Raw genomic sequence first — 23,570 nt, 5'->3', positions numbered from 1 at the left:
CATGACCATGACGACACGCACCAGGACGCGACGCCGCGTCCTCTCCGCTGCCGCGCTGCTCGCGGCCGCCGCCGCCCTCGCCGGCTGCTCGATCCCGACCTCCGACGGCGGCGAGGGCGGGACCGAGCGGATCGGCGCCCTCTACCTCGACTCGCAGGGCTTCTACGGAGGCGTCAAGAAGGGCGTGCAGGACGCGGCCGACGCCGACTCCAAGAACGTCGACTTCCTCGAGTCGACCTCGGCGGGCGACGTCTCGAAGGAGAGCTCGTTCATGAACACGCTGACCTCCTCCGGCGTCAGCGCCATCATCATGTCGGCCGTGTCGACCGACGGCAGCGTCCCCGCCGTCCGCCAGGCGAGCGAGGCCGGCATCCCGGTGATCTGCTACAACACCTGCGTCAGCGACGACGCCGTCGACCAGTACGTGACGGCCTGGGTGCTCGGCGACCCGCTGAAGTTCGGCGGCGACCTCGGGAAGCAGGCCGCGGCGTACTTCACCGAGGCCGGCATCACGGCGCCCAAGATGGGCGTCATCAACTGCGAGCAGTACGAGGTCTGCCAGCAGCGCTACAAGGGCTTCTCCGAGGCACTGACCGCCGCGCTGCCCGGCACGGTCTTCGTCGCCAACCAGGAGGGCGCCGAGGTCGACACGGCCGTGTCGACCGCCGAGCAGATGCTCAGCGCGAACCCCGACCTCGACGGGCTCTACGGCGAGGCGGGAGGCGCGACCGTCGGTGCGTACAAGGCGGTCCAGACCCGCGGCCTCACCGGCCAGGTCGCCGTCTTCGGCTCGGACATGACGAGCGACATCGCGGCTGAGCTGGCCGACGGCTCCGTGCTCAAGGCGGTCGTCGACATCAGCGGCATCGAGGCCGGCAAGCTCGCCTTCGCCGCCGCCCAGGACGCGATCGACGGCACGACGCCCGACGACAAGGTCGTCGCCGCGCCGATCGACCTGTACCTGCCGGCCGACGCCGCAGGCTGGTCCGAGACCCACCCCGACGGCCTCCCCTGATCGGCAGGAGGAGCCCGGCGACCCGTCGGGCTCCTCCTCGTCCGTTCCCCCTCTCCACCACCCGATCCACGGAGGACCCCCTTGTCAGAGTCGACAGCCGCCACCCCGGCCGTGCCGCTCGATCCCGAGCGCGACCGCGGCGCGCCCATCGCCGAGGCCCGCGGCGTCAGCCAGGTCTACCCCGGAGTCACCGCCCTCGACGGGGTCGACTTCGCCGTCCACGCCGGCGAGGTCCGCGCCCTGCTCGGCCAGAACGGCGCCGGCAAGTCGACGCTGATCCGCCTGCTCAGCGGCGGCGAGACCCCGACGACCGGCGAGGTGCTGCTCGGCGGTCAGCCGCTGGGCGACGGCGGGGTGACCGCCGCCTCCGCCGCGGGGGTCGCCACCTGCTACCAGGAGCTCAGCCTCGTCCCCGGCGTCACGGTCGCCGAGAACCTCGCCATGGGCCGCTGGCCCCGTGGCCGGTTCGGCATCGACACCCGCGCGATGGTCGAGCGGGCCCGCACCACGTTCGAGCGCCTGGGAGCCGACATCGACGTGCACGCCGAGGTGGCCGGGCTGACGCTCGCCCAGCAGCAGATCGTCGAGATCGGGCGGGCGCTGCAGGACGACCCGCGTCTCCTCATCCTCGACGAGCCGACCAGCGCCCTGGCCGCCGCCGAGGTCGACCTCGTGCTCGACACCGTCAAGCGGCTCGCCGCGCAGGGCGTCGCCGTGCTCTACGTCAGCCACCGGATGGACGAGATCCGCCAGATCGCCGACACCGCCACGGTGATGCGCAACGGGAAGGTCGTCGAGACCGTCTCGATCGCCGGCAGCGACACCGCCCACATCATCGAGCTGATGATCGGCGCCGACCCCGAGGAGCGCTCCGTCGCCACCCGCCCGGTGACCTCCGGAGAGGTGCTGCTCAGCGTCGCCGACCTCGACGTGGCGCCGAAGCTCCGCGGCGTCAGCTTCGAGGGCCGTGCCGGCGAGGTGCTCGGCATCGCCGGGCTGCTCGGCTCGGGCCGCACCGAGCTGCTGCAGGCCATCGCCGGGTTCCGACCCGCCGCCTCCGGCACGATCGCGATCGCCGGCTCCGTCGTCGACCGGCCGACCGCCTCCCGCATGCTCGCGCTCGGCGTCGGCATGACCCCGGAGGACCGCAAGGGCCGGGGCGTCGTGCCCGGTCTCGGCATCGACGAGAACATCGTCATGAGCGACTTCGCGAAGGTGAGCCGAGGAGGCGCACTGTCGGCCGGCTCGATCGCCACGGCCACGAAGGCCCTCGCCGAGAAGCTGAACATCAAGGCTCACGACCTGTCGCGCCCGATCAGCACCCTCAGCGGCGGCAACCAGCAGAAGGCCGTGATCGCCCGCTGGCTGCACGCCGACAGCCGCGTGCTGCTGCTCGACGAGCCCACCCGCGGCGTCGACGTCGAGGCGAAGGCGCAGATCTACGAGATCATGCGCGCCGTCGCCGACACCGGCAAGCTCGTCGTCTTCGTCTCGAGCGAGGTCGAAGAACTACCGCTCGCCTGCGACCGCGTCCTCGTGCTCCGCGACGGCGGGCTCCGCGAGGAGTTCCGCGCCCCCGACATCTCCCTGCCCGTGCTGCTCCAGGCCTCCATGGTCTCGAGCTAGAGAAGGACGACCCGATGACCACCACGCTCGACCCCACGACCACCCCGGCCCCGGGACGCGGAGGCGCGCCCCGCGACTCCGCCCTCGGCCGCGTCCGCGACGCGTTCCGGCGAAACACCACGCTCGTCAACATCGTCGGCCTGCTCGTCGCGATCGTGCTGCTGTACCTCTACCTCATGTTCAACGCGGTCGGCTTCTTCACGATCGCGAACCAGAGCGGACTGCTCCGCGACGCCGCCCTGATCGGCATCGCCGCCACCGGCATGACCCTCGTGATCATCGCCGGCGAGATCGACGTGAGCACCGGCCCCGCCGTCGCCCTGTCGTCGGTGATCGTCGCCGTGGCCATGACCCAGTGGGGGCTGCCGGCCCTGCTCGCCATCCTCATCACGCTCGTGGTCGGGGCCGGCTGGGGCGCCCTCGCCGGCGTGCTGCGCGCCCGGTTCCTCGTGCCGTCGTTCATCGCGACGCTGGGGCTCTGGAGCGTGCTGCGCGGCCTCGGCCAGTTCGGCACCGACGCCCTGCCCGTGCCGCTGCCGCTCGACGAGCCGGTGATGCCGTTCCTCACCGGGACGATCGTCGGCGTGCCGACCCCGGCGGTCATCATGATCGTCGCGTTCCTGGTCTTCGCGTTCGTCGCCCGCAAGACCGCCTTCGGCCGCTCGGTCTTCGCCATCGGCGGGAACGCCGCCGCGGCCCGCCTGGCCGGCATCAAGGTCGCCCGGGTGCGCGTCATCCTGTTCGCGATCATGGGCATGCTCGGTGCGCTCAGCGGCGTCCTGCTCGCCGCGCGCCTCGGCTCCGGCAACGCCGGCGCCGCCAACGGCCTCGAGTTCGACGTCATCGCGGCGGTCGTCATCGGCGGCACGGCGATGTCGGGCGGGCGCGGCAGCCTCGTCGGCACGTTCCTCGGCGTGATCTTCATCACCCTGATCGGCAACGGGCTCGTGCTGCTCGGCGTCGACTCGTTCCTCCAGAGCGTCGTGCGCGGTGTCATCATCGTGCTCGCCGTCCTCCTCAACGTCACCCTGTCCCGCAAGCGCGGGTCGATCGAAGAGAGCTAGGCCATGACCACCACCGCACCCTCCCCCGCCGGCGCGACCGGCACCTCCTCGTCGCTGCCCGCCACGATGCAGGGCGTGTTCCTGCCCGGCGACCGCACCGCCGAGCTGCGCACCCACGACGTGCCGACGCCCGGCCCCGGCCAGGTGCTCGTGCAGGTCGGCGCCAGCGGCATCTGCGGCAGCGACATCGGCTTCATCTACGGCGGCTACAAGACACACAAGGGCCTCGACGGCGCCCCGGCCTACAAGGGCGTCGTCGCCGGGCACGAGCCCTCGGGGCGCATCGTCTCGGCGGGCACCGGAGTGACCCGCTTCGGCGTCGGCGACGACGTGATCGTGTACCACATCCAGGGCTGCGGCCGGTGCCGCAACTGCCGCTCGGGCTACTTCATCAGCTGCACCGACCAGCCGCACAAGGCCTCGTACGGCTGGCAGCGCGACGGCGGCCACGCCGAGTACGTGCTCGTCGACGAGTCGACCTGCGTGCCGCTGCCCGACGGGCTCTCGTACGTCGACGGCGCCCTGATCGCGTGCGGCTTCGGCACCGCGTACGAGGGCCTCCGCCGCACGGGCGTGCACGGCGGCGAGGACCTGCTGGTCGTGGGCCTCGGCCCCGTCGGCCTGGCCGCCGCCATGCTCGGCCGGATGCTCGGTGCCCGTCGGGTGATCGGCGTCGAGCGCTCGCCCGAGCGCATCGAGTTCGTGCGCGCCACGGGCCTCGTGGACGACGTCGTGCTCGCCGACGCCGACGCCGTGTCGAACGTCCTCGCCCTCACCGACGGCGTCGGCTGCCAGGTCGCCGTCGACTGCTCGGGCAGCACGCCCGGTCGGTCGACCGCGGTGGAGGCGGCGGCCGAGTGGGGCAGGGTCGGCCTGCTCGGCGAGGGCGGCCGGCTCGAGACCGAGGTCTCGGACACGCTGCTGCACAAGCAGCTCACCCTCACCGCGTCGTGGGTGACGTCGCTGCAGGGCATGGAGGACGTCGCGCGCATGATCGCCGAGGGCGGCCTCAGCCCCGAGATCGTGGTGTCGCACCGCCTCCCGCTCGGCCACGCCGACGAGGCGTACCGGATCGCGGCGGCCGGGGCGACCGGCAAGGTCGTGCTGGTGCCGGACGGCGCGCCCGTCCGCGAGGAGCCCGCGTCGCGGACGACGACCGTCGCGCACGCCGCCTCGGGGCACGCCGCCTCGTGACGGTCGCCGTCGAGCGGACCGGGCGGGCCGACCTGCCCCTCCTCCGCGTCACGACCGACGAACTGGCCCTGGTCTTCGCCCCGACCCGAGGCGGGCGGCTCCTGTCGCTCGTCGCGGGCGGCCGTGAGCTGCTCTGGCAGAACCCCGAGCTCGTCGGCGCGGACCTCACGCCGCTCGTGCCGATGGCCGACTGGCCCGCAAGCGACGGCGGCATGGACAGCTGGGCGAACCTCGGCGGCTCCAAGACCTGGCCGGCGCCGCAGGGCTGGGCGGGGCCGGACGAGTGGGCAGGCCCGCCCGATCCCGTCCTCGACTCGGGTCCGTGGACGGCCGAGTGGGAGGCGGACGACGCCGAGGCGACCGTGACGCTCACCAGCGGCGACGACCCACGGACCGGGCTCCGCGTCGTCCGCGAGTTCCGCCTCCTCGACGGCACGTCGTCGTTCACCGAGCGGGTCACCTTCACGAACACGTCGGCGACGACGCGGCGCTGGTCGATCTGGGAGGTCTGCCAGGTCGACACCGGCGGCCCGGACGGCCGAGACGCCAGCGACTCGGTCGTCGTCGTGCCCCATGCCGCCTCGGCCGTCGAGCTCGACCTCGGCACGTACGAGGGCGAGCTGCACAGCGAGCGCCGCGGCCACGACGTGGTCCTGCCGCTCGGCACGGGCGTCGCCAAGCGCGGCTACCCGGATGCGTCCGGGTCGGTCGAGCTGCACGGCCCCGACGGGCTCGAGATCGGCCTCGCGACGTCGTCGGAGGCAGGGACGGGCACCTGGCCCGACGGAGGCTCGAAGGTCGAGGTCTGGCTGCAGCGGCCTACGGCCGAGCCGATCGCATCGCTGGAGGGACTGCACCCCTCAGCGCACCTCGTCGAGCTCGAGGTGCTCGGACCGCTGACGACCCTGGCGCCCGGCGCGACGTCGACCCTCGACGTCGAGTGGAGCACCGCGCGGCCCTGACCTCTGCAAGTCGGCGGGTTCCTGTGCGCGTCGGCGGGTCCCTGTGCCCGTCGGCGAGCCCCCGTGCCCGTCGGCGGGTCGCCGTGCCCCCCGGCGGGTGGGCGCCCGCCCGCCGGGGCCGACGGGAACCCGCCGAAGCGGAGCGCGCCGCCCGCACACGGTATCGTCGTCCGTCGACATCGAGCACGGTCGGCACGGCGCAGGAGGGGACGAACGGTGGACGAGACAGCAGCCCCAGCCCCCGAGGCGGCAGCTCCCGGAGGCCCCCTCACCCGCGACGACGTGCGCGACGTGTGGGAGGCGGACCCGACCTGGTCGCTCCTCCGCAGCACGAACAGCCGCTGGGTCGTCCCTCTCTTCTCCGAGCACCTCGAGCAGGCCGAGGGCCCGGTCTCGGCCGACTGGTTCCACCAGCGCGTCGCCGACGCCCTCGAGGAGAACAGCACGGAGCAGAACAGCACGGAGCGGAACAGCACCGAGCAGCCGGCCCACGACCAGGACCCCGCCGAGGAGGCGCGGCCCGCGCCGGCCCCGGACGGCTCCGCACCCGAGACGCGCGCCACCCCGGCGGACTACTGCCGCAGCTGGGTCGACGCCCGGTGGCTCGTCCGCACCCGCGCCTCCTCGGCGGACACGGCCCGTGCCGAGTACCGGCTCTCGCCGCACGCGCTGCGGGCGCTGCGCATCGTGCGCGAGCTCGTCGAGGCCGACAACTCCGTCAGCGAGGCGCGGCTCGGCAGCATCGCGAACGCCGTCCGGCAGCTGGCCGGGCTCGCCGACCCGAGCGTCGAGTCGCAGCTCGGCCGGATCGACGCGCAGCTCGCCGACCTGCAGCGTCGGCGCGACCGGATCGAGCAGCACGGCACCGAGCCGGTCCCCCTCGACGCGCTGAGCCGTCAGCTGCACGAGGTCGTCCGGCTGACGGCGTCGCTGCCCGCCGACTTCAGGCAGCTGAGCGCGATGGTCGAGCAGCGGCACCGTGAGGTCGCCCGCCGTGCCGCGAGCGAGGACCTCGGCAAGGGAGCGCTCGTCGACCAGTACCTCCGCGAGAACGACCTGCTCGAGCAGACGCCCGAGGGGCGGGCCTACCGCGGCTTCGCCCAGATGCTGTCGTCGAGCGAGATCGACCAGATGCGGGCCGACATCGAGACGGTCCTCGCCCAGCCGGACGCCGCCTCCCAGATCGGCGAGCGCCAGCGCGCCCAGCTCGAGCAGCTCATCTCGTCGCTGCTCGCCGAGGAGCAGGCCGTGCAGGAGACGTACGGCCGCTGGACGTCGTCGCTCCGCCGGTTCCTCAGCCGCTCGGGCGCCGACCGGCACCAGCGGCTGCTCGCCCTCGCCGACCGTGCCCTCGACGCCGGTGCAGCCTGGGCCGAGCAGCGGCCGGGAGCTGCCGTGCTGCCCGCCGACGTGCTCGGCCTCGGCCCGCTCGACGCCGTCGACCTCACGCAGCTGCAGCTCTGGAGCGAGCGCGGCCGGCCCACCGTCGACGTGCAGGTCACCGAGGGCGACCTCGCCCTGCCCGAGGCCGACCGCGTCGCGCTGCGCCTCACCGCCGGCACGAGCCCCGCCGCCGTCGCGGGCACGCTCGACCGGCTCCTCGCAGAGCGTGCCGAGGTGTCGAGCACCGACGTGTGGCTCGCCACCGAGCCCGAGTTCCGCCGCCTCGGCCTCGTGCTGAGCATGCTCGACCTGGCCGTCGACCGGGGCGCCGTCACCGACGACCGCGAGTCCGTCCTGCTCACCGCCGACGAGGGAGGCACGGGCCGCGAGGTCGTGCTGCCCCGCCTCGTCTTCACGGCGCCGTCCTCCGCATCCGCCGACGCCGACGCCGACGCCGACACCGACGATGCTTCCCCGCTGCACCTCCAGGGAGACCCCTCATGACCGATGCCCCCGTCGACACGACGCCCGAGGTCGAGGACACCGCACCGGACGCCGGCGCCGACGGCGCCGACGGTGCCGCCGACGTCCTCGCCGCCCCCGGCACGCTCCCCCTCGCCGGTCGTCGCGCGCTCGTCACCCTGCTGACCCACCGCTTCGTCTCGCGGGCGAGGCAGAAGGAGGCGTGGGCCGGCCTCCTGGCGCACGAGGCCGACATCCGCGCCCGCCTGTCCGAGCTGTTCCTCGACCTCGAGGTCGACCACGGTCACGAGGTCGCGTTCAAGCGGCAGTCGGGCAGCGACGACGCCCCCGTGCTGCTGCGCCGCGAGAAGCCCCTGTCGCGCGACGCGTCGTTCCTGCTCGTGTTCCTCCGGCGCGAGCACGCGTACACCGACGGCGACGACGAGGCCGTCGTCGTCTCGCGCGACCAGGTCGCCGAGTTCCTCGGCAGGTTCCACGACGACACGGGCCGCGACGAGGTGCGGGCCGACCGCCGCGTCGACGCCGCCATCGCCGCGATGGTGTCCCGCGACCTGCTCGAGCCCGAGCCCGACGACCCGCAGCTCTTCACCGTCTCGCCCGCGATCGTCCCCCTGGTCAGGCCCGAGCAGCTGGCGCACCTCGAGCAGGTGTACCTCGACGCCGCAGGAGGCGCGGGTCCCGACGTCGAGGTCGGTCCCGACCTAGACGAGGCCGAGCCGGACACGGAGACGGACGCAGAGGCCGTCGGGGTGCTCGACGGCGCCGAGTCCGACACGGAGGCCGACGAGGCCCACACGGACACGGACCCCGACGAGCCCGACGCCGACGAGCACGCCCCCGACCCCACGGCGGTCGCGCTCGACCTCGACCTCCCGCTCGACCTCCCCCGCGACACGGAAGCAGACCCGGCATGACCCCCGCCTCCCCCGCCGACGCGACTGCCGCCTCCTCGGCTGCCCCGACCGCCTCGGCCGCCCCGGTCGGCGCACCCGTGCCTGGCCGCGGCGGCCCGACCGACACGGCGCCTCAGACCCCCGCGCTCGACGTCGACGTTGCCCCCGACGACGCCCCCGACCTCGGCATGTTCCACTCCGGCCAGTACCGCATCGAGCTCGTGCAGCTGCTCAACTGGGGCAGCTACGCCGGCCTGCACCGCATGCCCGTCGGGCGCGGCGGCATCGCGATCCTCGGCCCGACCGGCCGCGGCAAGTCGACCGTGCTCGACGCGATGAGCGCCGTCATCATGCCGAACCCGCAGGAGTTCAACCGCGCGGCCCGCGACGACTCCCGCCAGCGCTCCGAGCGCACCGTCTACAGCTACGCCCGCGGCAAGACCGACGAGGTGCGCGACGCCGCCTCCGACCAGACGACGACGCGGTTCCTCCGCCCGCTCGGCGAGGCCTTCGCGAGCGGCTCAGCCATCACCTGGAGCACCGAGCTCGGCGAGACCCTCACCGCCGTCCGCCTCGCCTGGATCGGTCCCGAGACGTCCAGCCAGGACGAGGTCACCCAGTCGACCGTCTACCTGCTCGTCCGCGGTCGCTTCGACCTCAGCCGCCTGACCGAGGCCCGCCGCGACCCCACCAGCACCTCCCCGCTGACGAAGAGCTCGCTCAGCCGCCTCGTCGACCCCGCGCACGACCTCGTGACCTACTCGCAGCCCGAGCTGCGCGTCCGGCTCTGCGGCGTGCTCGGCATCGGCGGCAGCGACGAGTCGCAGCTCAAGGCGTTGACGCTGCTGCGCCGTGCACAGGCGTCGAAGGGCGTCTTCTCGATCGACGAGCTCTTCACGCAGTTCGTGCTGACGCAGCCCAAGGCCCTGAGCCGCTGGGAGACGACGCTCAGCACCTACCGCGAGGCCTCGCAGCTCTACGACGTCTTCGAGACGACCCGCAAGAAGCTCGAGGTGCTCGAGCCCGTGCCTGCCCTCGCCGAGCAGTGGCAGGCCGCGGGCGACGACGCGACGGCCAAGCGACGACTGCTGGCCGAGGGCGACGAGCCCGGCGCCGAGCCGAGCCGTCTGCGCGTCTGGCTGGCCGGCAAGGTCGGCGACTGGGTGGGCGGCGAGGTCGACCGCGTCCAGCTCGCGAAGCGCGAGGCGACCGAGACGAGGAGGCGCGCGGCCGACGACGAGGAGGTCGCGCTCCGTGCCCGTGAGAACGCCCTCGCGCAGATTGCCGACCTCGGCGGCGATCCCTCGCACTCCCTCCGCGAGCAGGTGCGCTGGGCCGAGGACGCGCTCGCCCGCGTCGAGGCGCAGCACCGACGCTTCGCCGCGCCGCTCGAGGGCGTCGGCGAGGCCGTGCCGACCTCGGCCGACGAGCTCGAGGACCTGCGCGGTCGTGCGTCCTCGCTCGCCGCCGAGGAGAAGACCGCCCGCCGCGAGCACGACGAGCTGCGCGGCGAGCTCGCCGCCCAGATCGCCGAGACGCGTCGTGCGGTGGGCGAGCGCCAGCGCCAGAAGGAGTCGTTCGAGCGCCGCCGCAGCAACGTGCCCGACGAGGCCGTCGAGCGTCGCCGTCGCATCGCGGACGGCACCGGCGTTCCCGTCTCCCGACTGCCCTACGCGGGCGAGCTGATGGAGGTCGCCCCCGAGCACCGCGACTGGAGCACCGCGGTCGAGCGGGTGCTCGGCGAGCTGGCCACGCACCTCCTCGTCGACTCGGACGACTTCGCGGCCGTCCGCCGTTTCGTCGACGCCGAGGACATGCGCGGCCGCGTCACGCTCGTGCCCGCGACCCCGGACCTCACGCCGCGTCTCGAGTCGGTCGCCCGCACGGTGCCGTCGATGCTCGTGCTCGACCAGGCGAGCCCGTTCCGCGGCTGGCTGCACGACGAGCTCGTCGCCGAGCGCAGCGTCCTCTGCGTCGAGGGCGCCGACGACCTCGACGCGCCGTTGCCCGCCGGCGCGCGCGGGGCCGTGACCCGGGCGGGTCTCCGCACCGGAGGCGGTCGTCGCGTCACGAAGGACGACCGGCGGATCCGCTCGTGGATCGGTCTCGACAACGCCGCGCGCGTCGCCGAGCTGGGCGACGAGATCGACGAGCTGACCCGCTCGCTCGACGCTGCCCGGGCCGAGTGGGACGCAGCCGAGACCGTCGCCGGCGCACGCCGCCGCGTCGTCGAGACGATCGAGCGCGCCGTCGAGACGAGCTGGTCGGACGTCGACGCCGCCCCGGCCCGCGCCCGGCTCGACGACCTGCGCGGCCAGCTCGAGCGGGTCGCCCTCGAGCGTCCCGAGGTCGCCACGCTGCAGGCCGCCGCCGCCGAGCACGACGAGGCCCGGCTCGAGGCCGTCCGTCGCGGGGCCGAGGTGCAGCAGGTCCTCGACCAGCTCGAGCAGACCCACGCGACCCTGGTCGACATCGAGGACGCGTTCAGCGACGCCCTGCACGGCGCCGACCCGCTCGACGACCACGAGCGCGCCTTGCTCAGCACCCTGCCGTTCACGGCGCCGCGCGAGGCGGCCGACGTCGAACGGTCGCGCCGCGACGCCGCCGCCCAGCTGCGGTCGCAGATCGACGCGCACGACCGCGAGCGGGGCCAGCACGAGCTGACCCTCGAGCTCGTCTTCGCGCGCTACCTCGAGCTCGACCGCAACGCCGGGATCGACGCGACGATCGACAGCTTGCCCGCCGTGCTCGCCATCCACCGCGGGCTCGTCGACGACGACCTGCCGCACGCGAAGGAGAGCTGGCTCGAGAAGGCCGGCAGCAACATGGGCGACAGCCTCCGCGCGCTGCTCGTTCAGATCGAGGAGGACGGCCACGTCATCCGGCGCGGCGTCCGCCCCATCTCGGAGGCGCTCCGGGCGATCGAGTTCCGTGAGGGCTCGACGCTGGACATCGAGCCGCGTCCCGTGTCGAACAGCGACCTGGCCGACTTCCGGCGCACCCTGCGCGAGCACCTGGGCGACGCGCGCGGGTCGGTGCGCGGTGCCGGGCCTGACGCGGGCTCGAGCGCAGGAGGCGCTGGCCCGGCCGGCACGTCCGTACCGTCTCGGGAACCGGCCGAGGTCGAGCGACGGTTCCTCCGCCTCCGGCGCGATCTGGCCCACCTCGAGGAGCGCTCAAAGGTCGGCGACGCGTGGCGCCGCCGGGTGCTCGACGCGCGGGAGCACTTCCAGTTCCGGGCGATCGAGACCAGGGCCGACGGCACCCAGATCGTGCACGAGGGCGTGGCAGGCAAGTCGGGCGGCGAGGGCCAGGAGCTGATCGCGTTCGTGCTCGGCGCCGCCCTGCGGTTCCGGCTCGGCGACGGCACCGACCGGGTGCCGACCTACGCGCCGATCGTGCTCGACGAGGGCTTCGTCAAGGCCGACACGGAGTACACCGGCCGCGCGCTGTCGGCGCTGCGCTCGCTCGGGTTCCAGCTCGTCGTGGGAGCCCCGCGCGACAAGGTCGCCGCCTTCGAGCAGCACGTAGAGAGCGTGGCCTACATCTCGAGCGACCCGACCCGCCCCGAGCTCTCGCGCATCTGGCCGCTCACGATCCGCGAGGCGATGGAGGTCGAGCGCCACGGCCTCGACCCGGCCCTGCTCGGCTAGCTCAGGCCGCCTCCCCCGGCCGGGCCGCCGAGTGGTCAGCAACGGTCCTCCCCTGCAGTTCAAGGGACACGTGCTGACCACTCGGCAGCGCACACCTCCTCGTCTGCACCCACAGCCACTTCCGGATGTCGGCGGGTTCCCGTCACCCGCGGCGGGTCGGCGCCCACCCGCCGTCGACGATGGGAACCCGCCGCACACCACAATCACCTGCCCGCAACGACGGCGACCCGCCGACTTCGGACGCAAGAGCCTCGTGGCAGGTTCGGGCTCGGGCTCGGACACGCTCAACGAGTCGCCCCGAATTGCTGTCTCACACCGCTCGGAGCAGCACTTCGGGGCAACTCTCTCGATGCGCGGCAGGGAGGGGACGAGCGGCGTCAGAGGGCGCGGGTGGGCGAGCCCGTGTAGTCGGCGAGGAAGCCCTTCGGCAGCGGACCCTTGATGCGCTGGCCGGACTGCGACTCCTCCCAGGCGTGCGCAAGGATGCCGACCGATCGCGACAGCACGAAGAGGCCGCGCGCGAGCTCCGGCTCGATGCCGAGCTCGCCGTAGACGACGGCCGAGACCCCGTCGATGTTCATCGGGACGTCCTTGGCCGCCAGCTCGTCCTCGATCGCCAGGGCAGCGGCGAGGTGCTTGCCCGCCACGACGCCGTCGTCGCGTGCCCGCTCGACGAGCGTCAGCAACGGGTCCCGACGGGGATCACGCGGGTGCCACCGGTGGCCGAAGCCCGGCACGAAAGCGCCGCGCGCCCTGTACGAGGCCACGAGGGAGGCGGCGAGCTCGTCCAGAGGACGCCCGCCACCCAGCCCGCCTGCCCCGCCGATCCCGTCAGCGCGCGAGCCCTCGCCCGCACTGGAACCCTCGTGTGCCGCGACCATCTCGTTCAGCAGCGCGACGCACTGCTGGCCCGCGCCTCCGTGGGTGTCGCCCAGCACGTTGACCCCGTTCGCGATGGCCGAGTTGAGGCCGACGCCCGAGGTCGCCGCCATGCGCGCGCTCGCGATCGACGGTGCCTGGGGTCCGTGGTCGACGCTCGCCACGAGGGCGGCCTCGAGCAGGGCGGCCTGCTGCGGGGAGGGCAGCTCGCCGCGCGTCATCAGCCACACCGTGCTGATGAAGTCCACGTTCCCGATCAGCTGCTGCACGGGGTAGCCGCGCAGCTCGATGACCCCGGGCGCGATCTTGGTGATCGCGGTCGACCACCACGCGGTCGTCGACGCGAGACGCGCCTCGAGCCGGGCGTTCTCGGCCCGGGCCGCGGCGAGCTGCTCCTCGAGCGAACCGGCGGCGGCACCAGCACCCGCACCCGCACCCGCACCATCACCGGCACCAGCACCAGCACCCGACGCGCTCACACCGCACCTCCCTCGTGCAGCGCCCGGATCTCTGCCGCGTCGTACCCGAGCTCGGCCAGCACCTCGTCCGTGTGCTCCCCGAGCAGGGGCGGCGACACGGTGGGCCTGCCCGGCACCCCGTCGATGCGGATCCCATGCCCCATGACGCGCAGCGGCTCGTCGCCGACGGCTCCCCCGGGGAACGGCAGCGAGTGCACCAGCTCCCGGTCACGCACCTGCGGGCTGTCGAGCATCTCGGCGACCGTGAGGACGGCGGCGGCCGGCACGCCCGCGTCGCTCAGCGCTTCCTCCCACGAGAGAGCGGACCGCGAGGCGAGAGCCGCCTCGAGCTCGGCGGTGAGCGCCGCTCGGTGCGTCTTGCGCGCCTCCCGCTCGGCGAAGCGCGGGTCGGCGACGAGGTCGGGGCGGCCGACGACGCCGCAGAGCAGCTCGAACTGCTCCTGCTTGTTGGCGGCGATGTTGAGGGCGCCGTCGCCCGTTGCGAAGGTGCCGGAGGGGGCGGCCGTGCCGTTGTCGTTGCCGAGCGGACGCGGCTCGGTGCCCGCGACGAGGTGGTTCGAGACGACCCAGCCCATCGCGGTCGCGGCCGTCTCGAGCATGGACACGTCGATCACCGAGCCGACTCCGGTCCGTTCCCGCCCGAGCAGGGCCGACGAGATGGCGAAGGCGGCGGCGAGCCCGCCGAGGGTGTCCGCGATCGGGTAGCCGGCCCGCAGCGGCGCGGTGTCGGGGGTCCCCGTGACGCTCATCATCCCCGAGCTGCCCTGGATGATCTGGTCGTAGGCCGGCTTCGAGCGCAGCGGTCCGGTCTGCCCGAAGCCCGAGATCGCGGCGTAGACGAGCCGCGGGTTGATCGCGCGGAGCGCGTCCCAGCCGAAGCCGAGCCGCTCGAGCACCCCGGGCCGGAAGTTCTCGAGCAGCACGTCCGACTCCGCGACCGCCCTTCGGAGCACCTCCGCGCCTCCCTCGGTCTTGAGGTCGACCGTCAGCGAGCGCTTCTGGGCGTTCTGCGCCAGGAACGAGATGCCGAGGAGGCGCCCGTTCAGCTCCGCAGACGCGCCGAGCTGGCGGGCCAGGTCGCCGCCCCTCGGCGTCTCCACCTTGATCACGTCGGCTCCGAGCAGCGCCAGCTGGTAGGCCGCGTACGGCCCGGCGAGCACGTTCGTCATGTCGAGGACGCGGATCCCCTCGAGCGGGCGAGGGCCGGCAGACGAGCCAGCCCCCGCCGCGGCACCGGCTCCTGCGGGTGGGGCGTCGGTCACGCGTTCTCCTTCTCTCGAGCGAGCTCGCCGCCGCCGCCGGCGAGGCCGCGCGCCGCCCGGCGACGCGCACGGATCTTCGTGAACGCGGCCCCCGCGACGGCGATCACCAGCACGGCGTACAGCGTCACGGTGATCCCGCTCGACACGAGGATCGACGGGTCGCCCTCGCTCACGAGCAGCGCCCGGCGGAACTCCGTCTCGGCGAGCGGGCCGAGGATGATCGCGATCAGCATCGGCGCGACGGGCAGCCCGTAGCGTCGCATGAGGAACCCGATCAGCCCGATCACGGTGACGAGCGCCAGGTCGAGGATCTTGCTGCTCGTCGCGTAGACGCCGAGCATCGCGAAGACGGTGATGCCCGCGTAGAGGTAGTGGCGCGGCACCTTCAACAGCTTCGCCCAGAGCGGCGCGAACGGCAGGTTCAGGATGAGCAGCACGACCATGCCGACGAAGAAGCTCGCGAGCAGGGCCCAGACGAGGTCCGGCGCGCGGTCGAAGAGCAGCGGCCCCGGCTGCAGGCCGTACTGGCGGAACGCGGCCAGCAGGATCGCCGCGGTGGCCGACGTGGGAAGGCCGAGCGCCAGCAGCGCGCCCATCGCGGTGCCGGCGGTGGCGTTGCCTGCCGCCTCTGGCCCGGCGACGCCCTGGATGGCGCCCCGACCGAACATGGGCGACTTCCGTCGGGAGTCGAGCCTCTTCTCCGTGCCGTAGGCGAGGAACGTCGGCACCTCGGCGCCGCCGACCGGGATGATGCCGAACGGGATGCCGATCGCCGTGCCGCGCAGCCACGCGGGTGCGGCGAGCCGCAGCTCGCGCCGCGACAGCCAGAGGCGACCGGTCGAGCGCAGCAGCTGCGTCTCGTCGCGCGAGCCGCGGCGAGCGGCGACGCTGAACACCTCGCCGAGGGCGAGCAGGCCGACCGTGATCACGACGATGTCGATGCCGTCGAAGAGCTCGGGCACGCCGGCGGTGAAGCGCGAGGCGCCCGAGATGCCGTCGATGCCGACCACCGAGATCGCGAGGCCGATCGCGAGGGCGCCGAGGCCCCGGACGACCGACTCGGTCACGACCGCCGAGATCGCCACGAAGGCGAACACCGCCAGCGCGAGGTACTCGGCCGGCCCGAACAGCGTGGCCAGCTCGGCGAGCCGCGGAGCGAAGAACACCACGAGGATCGACGCGACGATGCCGCCGATGAACGCGCCGATCGCCGACGTGGCGAGCGCCTGCGCGGCCCGGCCGCTCGTGGCCATCTTGTGGCCCTCGATCGTGCCGGCGATGGCCGTGCTGTTGCCCGGAGTGTTCATCAGGATGCCCGAGATCGAGTCGCCGAACAGGCCGCCGAAGAGCACCCCGGCGAACATGATGAAGGCGCCGATCGGGTCGAGCGAGAAGGTGACCGGCAGGAGGAGCGCGACGGCCATCGCGGAGCCGAGGCCGGGCAGCACGCCCACCGCGGTCCCGAGCAGGGCACCGATGAGCACCCAGAGCATGTTGATCGGCGTGAGGACGGTGGCGAAGCCGTCGCCGAGGTTCGCGAGCGACTCCATCAGAGGATCCCTCCCAGGACGCCCGGAGGCAGGTTGAGGCCGAGGCCGGCCGAGAAGGCGAGCTGCACGATCGAGGAGATCGCGAGCGACAGGGGGATGTCGAACAGCGGTCGCTGGCTGCCCAGCGCCCGGGCGACGCCCCAGAACAGCAGGGCGCCCGAGAGCAGCCAGCCGAGCGGGGTGAGCGCCGCGATGAACACGACGACGGTCAGCAGCGCGCCGAGCAGCGCACGGTGGTTGCTCGTCGGGCGGAGCGCCTGCGGCTCCCCCTCCTCGTCGAGCACGAGGTCGTCGTCGGGCTGGCCGGGGGCCGCGGGCTGCGCGACCTCGACGCTCTCCGACTCGGGCTTGCGCAGCACGTCGATCGCGAGCAGCACGGCGAGCACGATCACCAGCGCGGCGATCAGCGAGGGGAAGACCTGCGGGCCGGGCGAGGCCGTGTTGGCGGGCACCTCCATCGTCACCGTGCCGACCACGAGGCCGAGCCCGATGACGAGCATCAGCGCCGGGACGATCAGCCCGGTGCGGCGGCGCCAGAAGCCGTCGGCGACGACCACGGCGCGACGGGTGACCGAGACGGTCCGGATGACGCCGCTCACAGGCCCAGCTCCTCGATGATCGCGTCGACACGGGCCTGGTCCTCGGCGATGAACTCGACGAAGTCGTCGCCGGTCACCACCGCCGGCTCCCACGAGTTGCGGCGCAGGGTGTCCTGCCACTCGTCGGACGCGACCATCTCGTCGATGATCGCGACGAGCTCGTCCCGCTCGGCGGTCGTGATCCCCGCCGGGGCGACGATGCCGCGCCAGTTGGGCAAGTTGATGTCGATGCCCTGCTCGATGAAGGTGGGGGCGTCGATCCCGTCGACGGGCTCCTCGGCCGAGAGGGCGAGGGCGCGCAGGTTGCCGGCCTCGATCTGGTCGCTGAACTCGTTGTAGCCGCTGACGCCGATCTCGACCGTGCCCGACAGCAGTGCGGTGAGCACCTCGCCGCCGCCCGGGTACGACACGTAGTTGATCTCGCCGGGGTCGACGCCGACCTCGCGGGCGAACAGCCCCGCGAGGAGGTGGTCGGTGCCGCCCAGCCCGCCGCCGCCGATCGCGTGGCTGGAGGGCGCCTCCTGCCAGGCCTCGACGAAGTCGTCGATGGTCTCGTAGGGCGAGTCCTCGGGGACGATGAAGACCTCGTAGTCCTCGGCGAGCTTGGCGATCGGCGTCGTGTCCTCGAGATTCACGCTCGAGCCCTGCACGGTGATCGCGCCCTCCATGACCGTGCCGGTCATCATCAGGGTCGTCGGGTCGGGGTCGAAGTCGGCGAACTGGGTCAGGCCGATGGTGCCGCCCGCGCCGGGCACGTTGACCACCTGGACGTTGTTCACGATGGAGGCGGCCCGCAGCGCCTGCTGCGCCTCGCGGGCCGCGAGGTCCCAGCCACCGCCGGGCGCGGCCGGGGCCATCACCGTCAGCTTGGCTCTCGGATCGGCTCCCGCGGTGCCGTCCCCGGCGTCCACGGCGGCGAAGCCGACGAGCACGGCGGTGACGGCGACGCCGACTCCCCCGAGCAGGCGGCGCCGCGTCTTGTCGTTCGGTCTGGCCACGTTCACTCCCTTGTGACGTCGGACGCGCATCCACTAGGTGGATGTCTGTGTCCGCCTGATGGTAGCTTCGCGTCGAGACATCGTGCAAGGCGGACCGCACAGGACGGTCCGGAGGCGCGGGTCGGGACGAGAGGTCGGCGATGGTCACGGAAGCGAGCGGGGTCCGCGCCGTCAGCCGCGCCCTCGACGTGCTGCAGGCGTTCACGCCCGAGCGCACCTCCCTGTCGATCGGCGAGCTCGTCAAGGCCGCCGGGCTGCCGCGCACCACCGTGCTCCGCCTGGTCGAGACCCTCGTCGCCGAGCGCATGCTGCAGCACGTCGCCGACGGCCGCGTCGCCGTCGGCACGCGCCTGATCCGCTGGGGAGCCTTCGCCTCCGCCGCCTGGACCGTGCCCGAGGCGACCGCCGCCCGCATGGCCGAGCTGGCTGCCGAGACGGGCGAGACCGTCAGCCTCTACGTGCGGAGCGGCACGACCCGCGTCGTCGTCGCCCAGTCGCCGAGCCCGCACTCGCTGCGGCACGTCGTCCAGGTCGGCGACGAGCTGCCGCTGTGGAAGGGCGCGGCCGGGATGGTGCTGCTGAGCTCGGTCGCGCCGGAGGCACTCGGCGCCGAGGTGGCGGCGCTGGCCGCCACGGTCGCCGGAGCGGGCGCCGGGTCAGGCACCGGGTCAGGCGCCGGTGCACCGTCTGCATCCGGGGCTGGCTCGAACGTCGGTTCCGCTGCCGAGGTCGTCGACGAGGAGGCGCTGGTCGCCCGCGTCGAGCAGGCCCGGGCCGCCGGCTGGTCGCTGTCGCACGGCGTGCGCGAGCCCGGCAACAGCGGCATGGCGGTGCTGGTCCGCAGTCGCGACGGAGCGCAGCCCGTGGCGCTGGCGCTCGGCGGACCCACCAGCCGGTTCACCGACGAGGCGACCGCGCGGTTCCTCGGGGCACTGCAGGCCGCCTCCTCGGACATCGCCCGCACCGGGCTGCCGCCCGCCCTCGACTGACCCCGGCCCCGGCCCGGGCGACGTCGCCGCGGGTCACCACCCCGAACGACAGGAGCGACGATGCCCCAGCCCGACCCGCAGCAGCCCGAGACCGCCGGATCCCCCGCACCGGGGCCCGTCGGCGCCGGGCCCGACGCCCGACCCGCCGCCTTGCCCGCCGCGGGCGAGCTGCCCGTGGCCACGATCTCGGACGCGATGGAGCGGTTCGGCGTCGCCGAGGGCATCCGTCCGCTCTGGCGCGGGGCGGCTCTGTCGGGGCGCGCCTTCACCGTCTGGACCCGCCCCGGCGACAACGCCGGCCTGCACGCCGCGTTCGAGCAGATCAGGAGGGGCGAGATCCTCGTCGTGTCCGGCGGCGGCGACGAGACGCGGGCGCTGATCGGCGAGCTCGTCGCCGAGAAGGCGCTCGCGTTGGGGGTCGGCGGGATCGTGCTCGACGCCGCAGCCCGCGACGTGGTCGAGCTGGAGCGCGTCGGCGTCCCCGTGTTCGCCCGGGCCGTGACGCCTGCCGGGCCGTGGAAGACCGGCCCGTACTGGCTCGGCGAGACCGTGGCCGTCGGCGGGGTCGCTGCGGCTCCGGGCGACTGGGTCGTCGGCGACGACGACGGCGTGGCGGTCGTGCCCGCGGGTCGCGTCGACGACGTGGTCGCGGCGACGCACGAGCTGCTGCGCGGCGAGGGCGAGCGGCGCGAGGCGAACCGGCGGCTGGTGCCGCGTGGCTGAGGGTGCGGCCGAGTCCGTCCGGCCCGTCGTGTGGGTGCCGCGTCCGATCGACGACGCGGTCGTGGAGTCCCTGGCGGTGTGGGCCGACGTGCGTCTCGGCTGGGGCGCGACGGCCGCCTCCTGGGCTGACGTCGCTCCGGAGGTGCAGGGCGTCCTGCTCCGCACCGCCCGCGTCGACGGGGCGATGATGCGCGAGGCCCCGGGACTGCGGATCGTGGCGCGGCACGGAGTCGGCCTCGACACGGTCGACGTGGCGGCCGCCGCCGAGCTCGACATCGAGGTCACGACGACTCCCGCGGCCAACAGCCGGTCGGTCGCGGAGCTCGCGGTCGCCCTGCTCATGGTCACGCGCCGCGGGCTCGGCCCGGCACTCGCGAGTGCGAGTGCTGGTGCCGACGCCGCACCTGCCGACCGCGCGTCGATGACCGGCCGCGAACTGGCCGGAGCCACCCTCGGCCTGCTCGGCTACGGCCGCATAGCGCAGGTCGTCGCCGGCATCGCGCGCGACGGGCTCGGCATGCGCGTCGTCGCACACGACCCGCACCTCGGTGACGACGCGATCCGCGAGGCCGGAGCCGAGCCCGCCGGTCTCGACGACCTCCTCCGCGCCTCCGACGCCCTCAGCGTCCACGTGCCCCTCACCGACGCGACCCGCGGCCTGATCTCGGCTCGCGAGCTCGCCCTGCTCCCCGCGGGAGCGGTCGTGGTCAACACCTCACGCGGAGGCGTCGTCGACGAGGAGGCGCTGGTCGCCGCCCTGGAGTCCGGTTACCTCGCGGGAGCCGGTCTCGACGTCACCTCGGTCGAGCCGCTGCCCGGCGACCACCCCCTGCGGCACCGCCCCGACGTCGTGCTCACGCCGCACGTCGGCGGGCAGACCCGCGAGGCGATGTCCCGTGTCGGCCACGAGGCCGCTGCCCACCTCCGTCGGTCCCTCCTCCCGCCGCGCTGAACCGGCAGGAAGTGCTGCCCGCCACCCCCTCAAGAGCACTTCCTGCCGGCTCACCGCCCGACTGGTCAGATACTGCTGTCCTCGACCCCATCAAGAGCACTTTCTGACCACTCGACCCCCGCGCGGGTGACCGGCGCTGGACGAGAGTCCCCGAATCGACCTCCCCGCCCCTCCAGAGGTCGATCTGGGGCCTCTCGACCTTCCTGCTAGGGGTGAACCGGCAGGAAGTGACTTCTCAAGCCCCGTCGAGAGCACTTCCTGCCGGTTCACCGGCCCAGCGAGGAAGGGAAGCAGAGGCAGCTAGCCGATCGCGGAGATCAGACCCGTCGCGAGCAGCGTGATGAGCGTGGTCCAGACCACGATGGCGACGGCCTGCCAGAGGATGACCCAGCCCTTGGAGACTCCCGATCCGACGAACGTGGCCGCCGTGAACATGGTGGGCAGCGCCAGCGGGGCCAGGAGGCTCGCCCCGGGCACCCCGAACTTCACCAGCCAGCGCCGCAGCCGCGCCTTGCCCTTCTTCTCGGGCACCGCCTCCGTCGCCTCGACCGACCCGGCCGCGACAGGGTCCGGAGTTGCCCCGGCAGCCGGAGTCGACGCGGCGGCCCCCGCTGACCCAGGAGCGGCGGCGTAGGCGACCGAACCGCCACGAGTCGCAACGGTGCCGACACCGACGCCCGCGGCCGACGGGCTCGGATCCGCGGCCCCGGCCACCTGAGCGCCGCGACCGGCACGTCTCCGGACCAGCGCCTCCCTTATTCGTGACCCCAGCAGCACGACGACCACGACGCAGAGCAGGTTGCCGACGATCCCGGCGAGGGCGGCCACGAACGGGTGCACGCCGCCGATGATTCCGAGCGCGGACGCTCCCTCGCCCTCGATGAACGGGACGGCACCGGCCAGGGCGATGACGAGCGGCTGAACGACCTCGGGCACCTGGCCGACGAGGTCCTGGAACCAGGCGAACGGTCCGCCGGCGGTCGTGGCGGCCGAGGTGCCAGCAGCCGAGGAGGCGGTGTGGACGAAGAAGGACATGGCGGTCTCCAGGGGCGGGGTCGTCAGGACGGGAAGAAGGGGTAAGTGAAAGAAGAGGAGAGAAGAGCAGGAAGGGCAGGAGGAGGGGTGCGAGGCCGAGCAGCGGCTCAGTCGCGCAGAGACGGCAGCACGACGCTGACGAACAGCGAGTTCGAGAGCACGGCGGCGGCGACCGCGGCAGCCGACGCAGCCACGGCCTCGCCGGTGGCGGCGGCGCCCCACTCGCCGCGCTGCAGCTGCTGCCCGCGGGTGTAGAGCGCGCCCGACCAGGGCAGGTCGCGGTGCAGCGCCGGCAGCGCGCCGCTGGCCGACAGCAGGGCGGCGAGCGCCCCTGACCGCGGCGACGGCTCCTGGCCGTCGAGCAGCACCGGCCGCACGAGGGCGAGCAGCTCGTCCCGTCGCCCGGTGCCGCCGTCCACGAGCGCCGTCGTCGGGATGAACCCGAGCGTCTTGCGGCTCTCGCGGCGCAGCCCTCCGCGCTCGACGACCCGATCGATCACCGGCCCGCGCAGCCGCGGGCCTATCTCGAGCAGCAGCGACCGCAGGTCGGTCGACTTCTCGGCCAGGCGCTGCCACGTGGTCGCGAGCAGCGGGTCGACGGGCTCCTGTCCCTCGACGGCGTGGACGAGTCGTCCGCGCAGCCCCGACCCGTGCTCGTCGACCGTGACCGACCCGTCGAGGGCAAGCTCGGTGAGGACGGCGCCCGCCAGGGTGTGCAGCAGCGGCGTGCCCTCCGAGCGGATCGTGCCCGACTCCGGGTCGAAGAGCAGCACGAGCACGTCCTCGGCGAGCAAGGGCGAGGTGGTGGTGGGGTCGGTCTCGGTCATGGTCGTGTCCTCGGGTCGTGTTCGGGAGCAGAAGCAGGAGCGGGAGCAGGAGCAGGCGAAGGTGCGACGCCCTCGGCACCCTCCGCCGCGTCCAGCGCGGCCTCGAGCACCGCCAGGTCGTCGTCCTTGCCTGCCGACACGAGGTACGCGCGGTAGAGCACCTCGAGCTGCGCCTGGTTGTAGAGCTCGGTCACGGCCGCGCCCACGGTGGCTGTCGAGGTCGCGGAACCGTGTTCGGCGTGCCCGCCCGGATCGGCCAGCCACGGGTACTGCTCGAAGAGCCGGCCCATGCCCGGCGCCAGCGCCGCACCGAGTCGACGGCGGGTCGCCCGGTCGGCGTCGGCGGGCAACGCGTCGAAGGCGTCGTCGTCGGAGGTGCGGGGCTCGTCCCGCAGGATCGTCCGGAGATCGTCCATCGCCGGCTCGTCGAAGACCCGCGACCAGATCATGACGAGCGCCCGGTCGGCGTCGCTGAGGTGGCCGCCGACCTCGCCGAACCCGGCGGGCAGGTCGACCGGCGCCCGGTGCTGCAGGATCAGCGCGAGCTCGCCCCGGACGCGCTGCAGCCGCTCGATGGTGGTCTCCAGCTCGGAGTCGAGCACGCGCAGAGCCGCGTCGGGGTCGTCACCCGCGCCACCGACGGCCTGGATCTGCGCCAGCGGCACGCCGAGATCGGTGAGCCGGGTGATCTGCAGCAGGCGGACCAGGTGCCGCACCTCGTACTGCTTGTAGCCGTTGCTGAGCCGTTCCGGCTCCTCGAGCAGCCCGAGCTGGTGGTAGTACCGGACGCTCTTGACGGTGGTGCCGGCCATCTCGGCCAGCTGGCGGGTGCTCCAGGCCACGGGGCGCCTCCTCGTCGGTGTCGTCGCCGGCGCTCGTCGCCGACTACCCACAAGTAGAAACCGTGCCCCTGGGGCAAGGTCAAGCGATCCCCCGAGAAGTCGCCGACCGGTCGAGCCCGCCCTCAGCCGAGTGGTCGAGAACGGTCCCCCCTGACCGGAGGA

19 protein-coding genes are annotated in these 23,570 nt (G+C 73.6%); 11 read left to right on the top strand and 8 right to left on the bottom strand.

Annotated elements, in window-relative coordinates; genetic code table 11:
* The first annotated feature begins 1 nt into the window (after position 1).
* From EDF18_RS00320 to EDF18_RS00285, 8 genes are all read left to right on the top strand, one after another.
* Positions 2-1,015: a substrate-binding domain-containing protein gene (locus EDF18_RS00320; protein ID WP_199732286.1), complete on the top strand. Its 1,014-nt coding sequence runs from the start codon at positions 2-4 to the stop codon at positions 1,013-1,015.
* Between the two features lie 81 nt (positions 1,016-1,096).
* Positions 1,097-2,641, top strand: a complete 1,545-nt coding sequence (locus tag EDF18_RS00315) for a sugar ABC transporter ATP-binding protein (RefSeq protein WP_123545399.1) — start codon at positions 1,097-1,099, stop codon at positions 2,639-2,641.
* A gap of 14 nt (positions 2,642-2,655) precedes the next feature.
* Positions 2,656-3,705, top strand: a complete 1,050-nt coding sequence (locus tag EDF18_RS00310; RefSeq protein ID WP_199732285.1) for an ABC transporter permease — start codon at positions 2,656-2,658, stop codon at positions 3,703-3,705.
* Between the two features lie 3 nt (positions 3,706-3,708).
* Positions 3,709-4,899 (top strand): zinc-binding dehydrogenase, encoded by a 1,191-nt coding sequence (locus EDF18_RS00305; RefSeq protein ID WP_199732284.1) that lies wholly within the window; start codon positions 3,709-3,711, stop codon positions 4,897-4,899.
* Positions 4,896-5,861 (top strand): hypothetical protein, encoded by a 966-nt coding sequence (locus EDF18_RS00300; protein ID WP_123545397.1) that lies wholly within the window; start codon positions 4,896-4,898, stop codon positions 5,859-5,861. The genes EDF18_RS00305 and EDF18_RS00300 overlap by 4 nt, the downstream gene beginning before the upstream one ends.
* Before the next feature lie 216 nt (positions 5,862-6,077).
* On the top strand, positions 6,078-7,748 hold the full coding sequence (locus EDF18_RS00295; RefSeq protein WP_158614586.1) for a DUF3375 family protein: 1,671 nt from the start codon (positions 6,078-6,080) through the stop codon (positions 7,746-7,748).
* Positions 7,745-8,641, top strand: coding sequence for a DUF4194 domain-containing protein (locus tag EDF18_RS00290; protein ID WP_123545394.1), 897 nt, complete (start codon positions 7,745-7,747; stop codon positions 8,639-8,641). Before EDF18_RS00295 ends, EDF18_RS00290 begins: the two co-directional genes overlap by 4 nt.
* Positions 8,638-12,273, top strand: a complete 3,636-nt coding sequence (locus tag EDF18_RS00285; RefSeq protein WP_123545392.1) for an ATP-binding protein — start codon at positions 8,638-8,640, stop codon at positions 12,271-12,273. Before EDF18_RS00290 ends, EDF18_RS00285 begins: the two co-directional genes overlap by 4 nt.
* Positions 12,274-12,650: 377 nt before the next feature.
* On the opposite strand, the gene EDF18_RS00280 is transcribed toward EDF18_RS00285, so the two are convergent.
* From EDF18_RS00280 to EDF18_RS00260, 5 genes are read right to left on the bottom strand one after another with little or no spacing between them, the layout of a single operon-like run.
* The gene (locus tag EDF18_RS00280; protein WP_123545390.1) at positions 12,651-13,631 is read right to left on the bottom strand and encodes a citryl-CoA lyase; all 981 of its coding nucleotides are present in this window, start codon (positions 13,629-13,631) and stop codon (positions 12,651-12,653) included.
* Positions 13,628-14,893, bottom strand: coding sequence for a CaiB/BaiF CoA-transferase family protein (locus tag EDF18_RS00275; RefSeq protein WP_233568913.1), 1,266 nt, complete (start codon positions 14,891-14,893; stop codon positions 13,628-13,630). The genes EDF18_RS00280 and EDF18_RS00275 overlap by 4 nt, the downstream gene beginning before the upstream one ends.
* Positions 14,890-16,443: a tripartite tricarboxylate transporter permease gene (locus EDF18_RS00270; protein WP_123545388.1), complete on the bottom strand. Its 1,554-nt coding sequence runs from the start codon at positions 16,441-16,443 to the stop codon at positions 14,890-14,892. The genes EDF18_RS00275 and EDF18_RS00270 overlap by 4 nt, the downstream gene beginning before the upstream one ends.
* On the bottom strand, positions 16,443-17,042 hold the full coding sequence (locus EDF18_RS00265) for a tripartite tricarboxylate transporter TctB family protein (protein WP_199732283.1): 600 nt from the start codon (positions 17,040-17,042) through the stop codon (positions 16,443-16,445). The genes EDF18_RS00270 and EDF18_RS00265 overlap by 1 nt, the downstream gene beginning before the upstream one ends.
* Positions 17,039-18,040: a tripartite tricarboxylate transporter substrate binding protein gene (locus tag EDF18_RS00260; RefSeq protein ID WP_233568912.1), complete on the bottom strand. Its 1,002-nt coding sequence runs from the start codon at positions 18,038-18,040 to the stop codon at positions 17,039-17,041. Before EDF18_RS00260 ends, EDF18_RS00265 begins: the two co-directional genes overlap by 4 nt.
* A 140-nt stretch (positions 18,041-18,180) precedes the next feature.
* On the opposite strand from EDF18_RS00260, the gene EDF18_RS00255 reads away from it, so the two are divergent.
* From EDF18_RS00255 to EDF18_RS00245, 3 genes are read left to right on the top strand one after another with little or no spacing between them, the layout of a single operon-like run.
* Positions 18,181-19,029: an IclR family transcriptional regulator gene (locus tag EDF18_RS00255; RefSeq protein WP_123545384.1), complete on the top strand. Its 849-nt coding sequence runs from the start codon at positions 18,181-18,183 to the stop codon at positions 19,027-19,029.
* Positions 19,030-19,089: 60 nt separating this feature from the next.
* A complete protein-coding gene (locus EDF18_RS00250; RefSeq protein ID WP_123545381.1) occupies positions 19,090-19,752 on the top strand; it encodes an RraA family protein in 663 nt (220 codons plus the stop codon).
* Entirely contained in the window at positions 19,745-20,704 is a 960-nt protein-coding gene (locus tag EDF18_RS00245; RefSeq protein WP_199732282.1) for an NAD(P)-dependent oxidoreductase, read from the top strand. Before EDF18_RS00250 ends, EDF18_RS00245 begins: the two co-directional genes overlap by 8 nt.
* A gap of 300 nt (positions 20,705-21,004) precedes the next feature.
* Here EDF18_RS00245 and EDF18_RS00240 read toward each other — a convergent pair whose 3' ends face one another.
* The 3 genes from EDF18_RS00240 to EDF18_RS00230 form a co-directional block, all read right to left on the bottom strand.
* Positions 21,005-21,739 carry a small multidrug efflux protein gene (locus EDF18_RS00240; RefSeq protein WP_233568911.1) on the bottom strand — a complete coding sequence of 245 codons (735 nt, stop codon included), beginning with the start codon at positions 21,737-21,739 and terminating at the stop codon, positions 21,005-21,007.
* 107 nt (positions 21,740-21,846) lie between these two features.
* Complete coding sequence (locus EDF18_RS00235; RefSeq protein ID WP_123545379.1) at positions 21,847-22,566, bottom strand: GPP34 family phosphoprotein; 720 nt, start codon at positions 22,564-22,566, stop codon at positions 21,847-21,849.
* Positions 22,563-23,408, bottom strand: a complete 846-nt coding sequence (locus EDF18_RS00230; protein ID WP_123545378.1) for a MerR family transcriptional regulator — start codon at positions 23,406-23,408, stop codon at positions 22,563-22,565. The genes EDF18_RS00235 and EDF18_RS00230 overlap by 4 nt, the downstream gene beginning before the upstream one ends.
* Positions 23,409-23,570: the final 162 nt, after the last annotated feature.

Source organism: Frigoribacterium sp. PhB107, assembly GCF_003751515.1.
In the GTDB taxonomy this organism is placed as follows: domain Bacteria; phylum Actinomycetota; class Actinomycetes; order Actinomycetales; family Microbacteriaceae; genus Frigoribacterium.
This window is presented reverse-complemented; position numbering and strand designations above follow the sequence as displayed.

Coding starts and splice junctions, on each gene's coding strand:
- EDF18_RS00320 (WP_199732286.1), top strand. CDS start 2: ATGACCATGACGACACGCACCAGGACGCGACGCCGCGTCCTCTCCGCT.
- EDF18_RS00310 (WP_199732285.1), top strand. CDS start 2,656: ATGACCACCACGCTCGACCCCACGACCACCCCGGCCCCGGGACGCGGA.
- EDF18_RS00305 (WP_199732284.1), top strand. CDS start 3,709: ATGACCACCACCGCACCCTCCCCCGCCGGCGCGACCGGCACCTCCTCG.
- EDF18_RS00290 (WP_123545394.1), top strand. CDS start 7,745: ATGACCGATGCCCCCGTCGACACGACGCCCGAGGTCGAGGACACCGCA.
- EDF18_RS00285 (WP_123545392.1), top strand. CDS start 8,638: ATGACCCCCGCCTCCCCCGCCGACGCGACTGCCGCCTCCTCGGCTGCC.
- EDF18_RS00270 (WP_123545388.1), bottom strand. CDS start 16,443: ATGGAGTCGCTCGCGAACCTCGGCGACGGCTTCGCCACCGTCCTCACG.
- EDF18_RS00255 (WP_123545384.1), top strand. CDS start 18,181: ATGGTCACGGAAGCGAGCGGGGTCCGCGCCGTCAGCCGCGCCCTCGAC.
- EDF18_RS00250 (WP_123545381.1), top strand. CDS start 19,090: ATGCCCCAGCCCGACCCGCAGCAGCCCGAGACCGCCGGATCCCCCGCA.
- EDF18_RS00240 (WP_233568911.1), bottom strand. CDS start 21,739: ATGTCCTTCTTCGTCCACACCGCCTCCTCGGCTGCTGGCACCTCGGCC.
- EDF18_RS00235 (WP_123545379.1), bottom strand. CDS start 22,566: ATGACCGAGACCGACCCCACCACCACCTCGCCCTTGCTCGCCGAGGAC.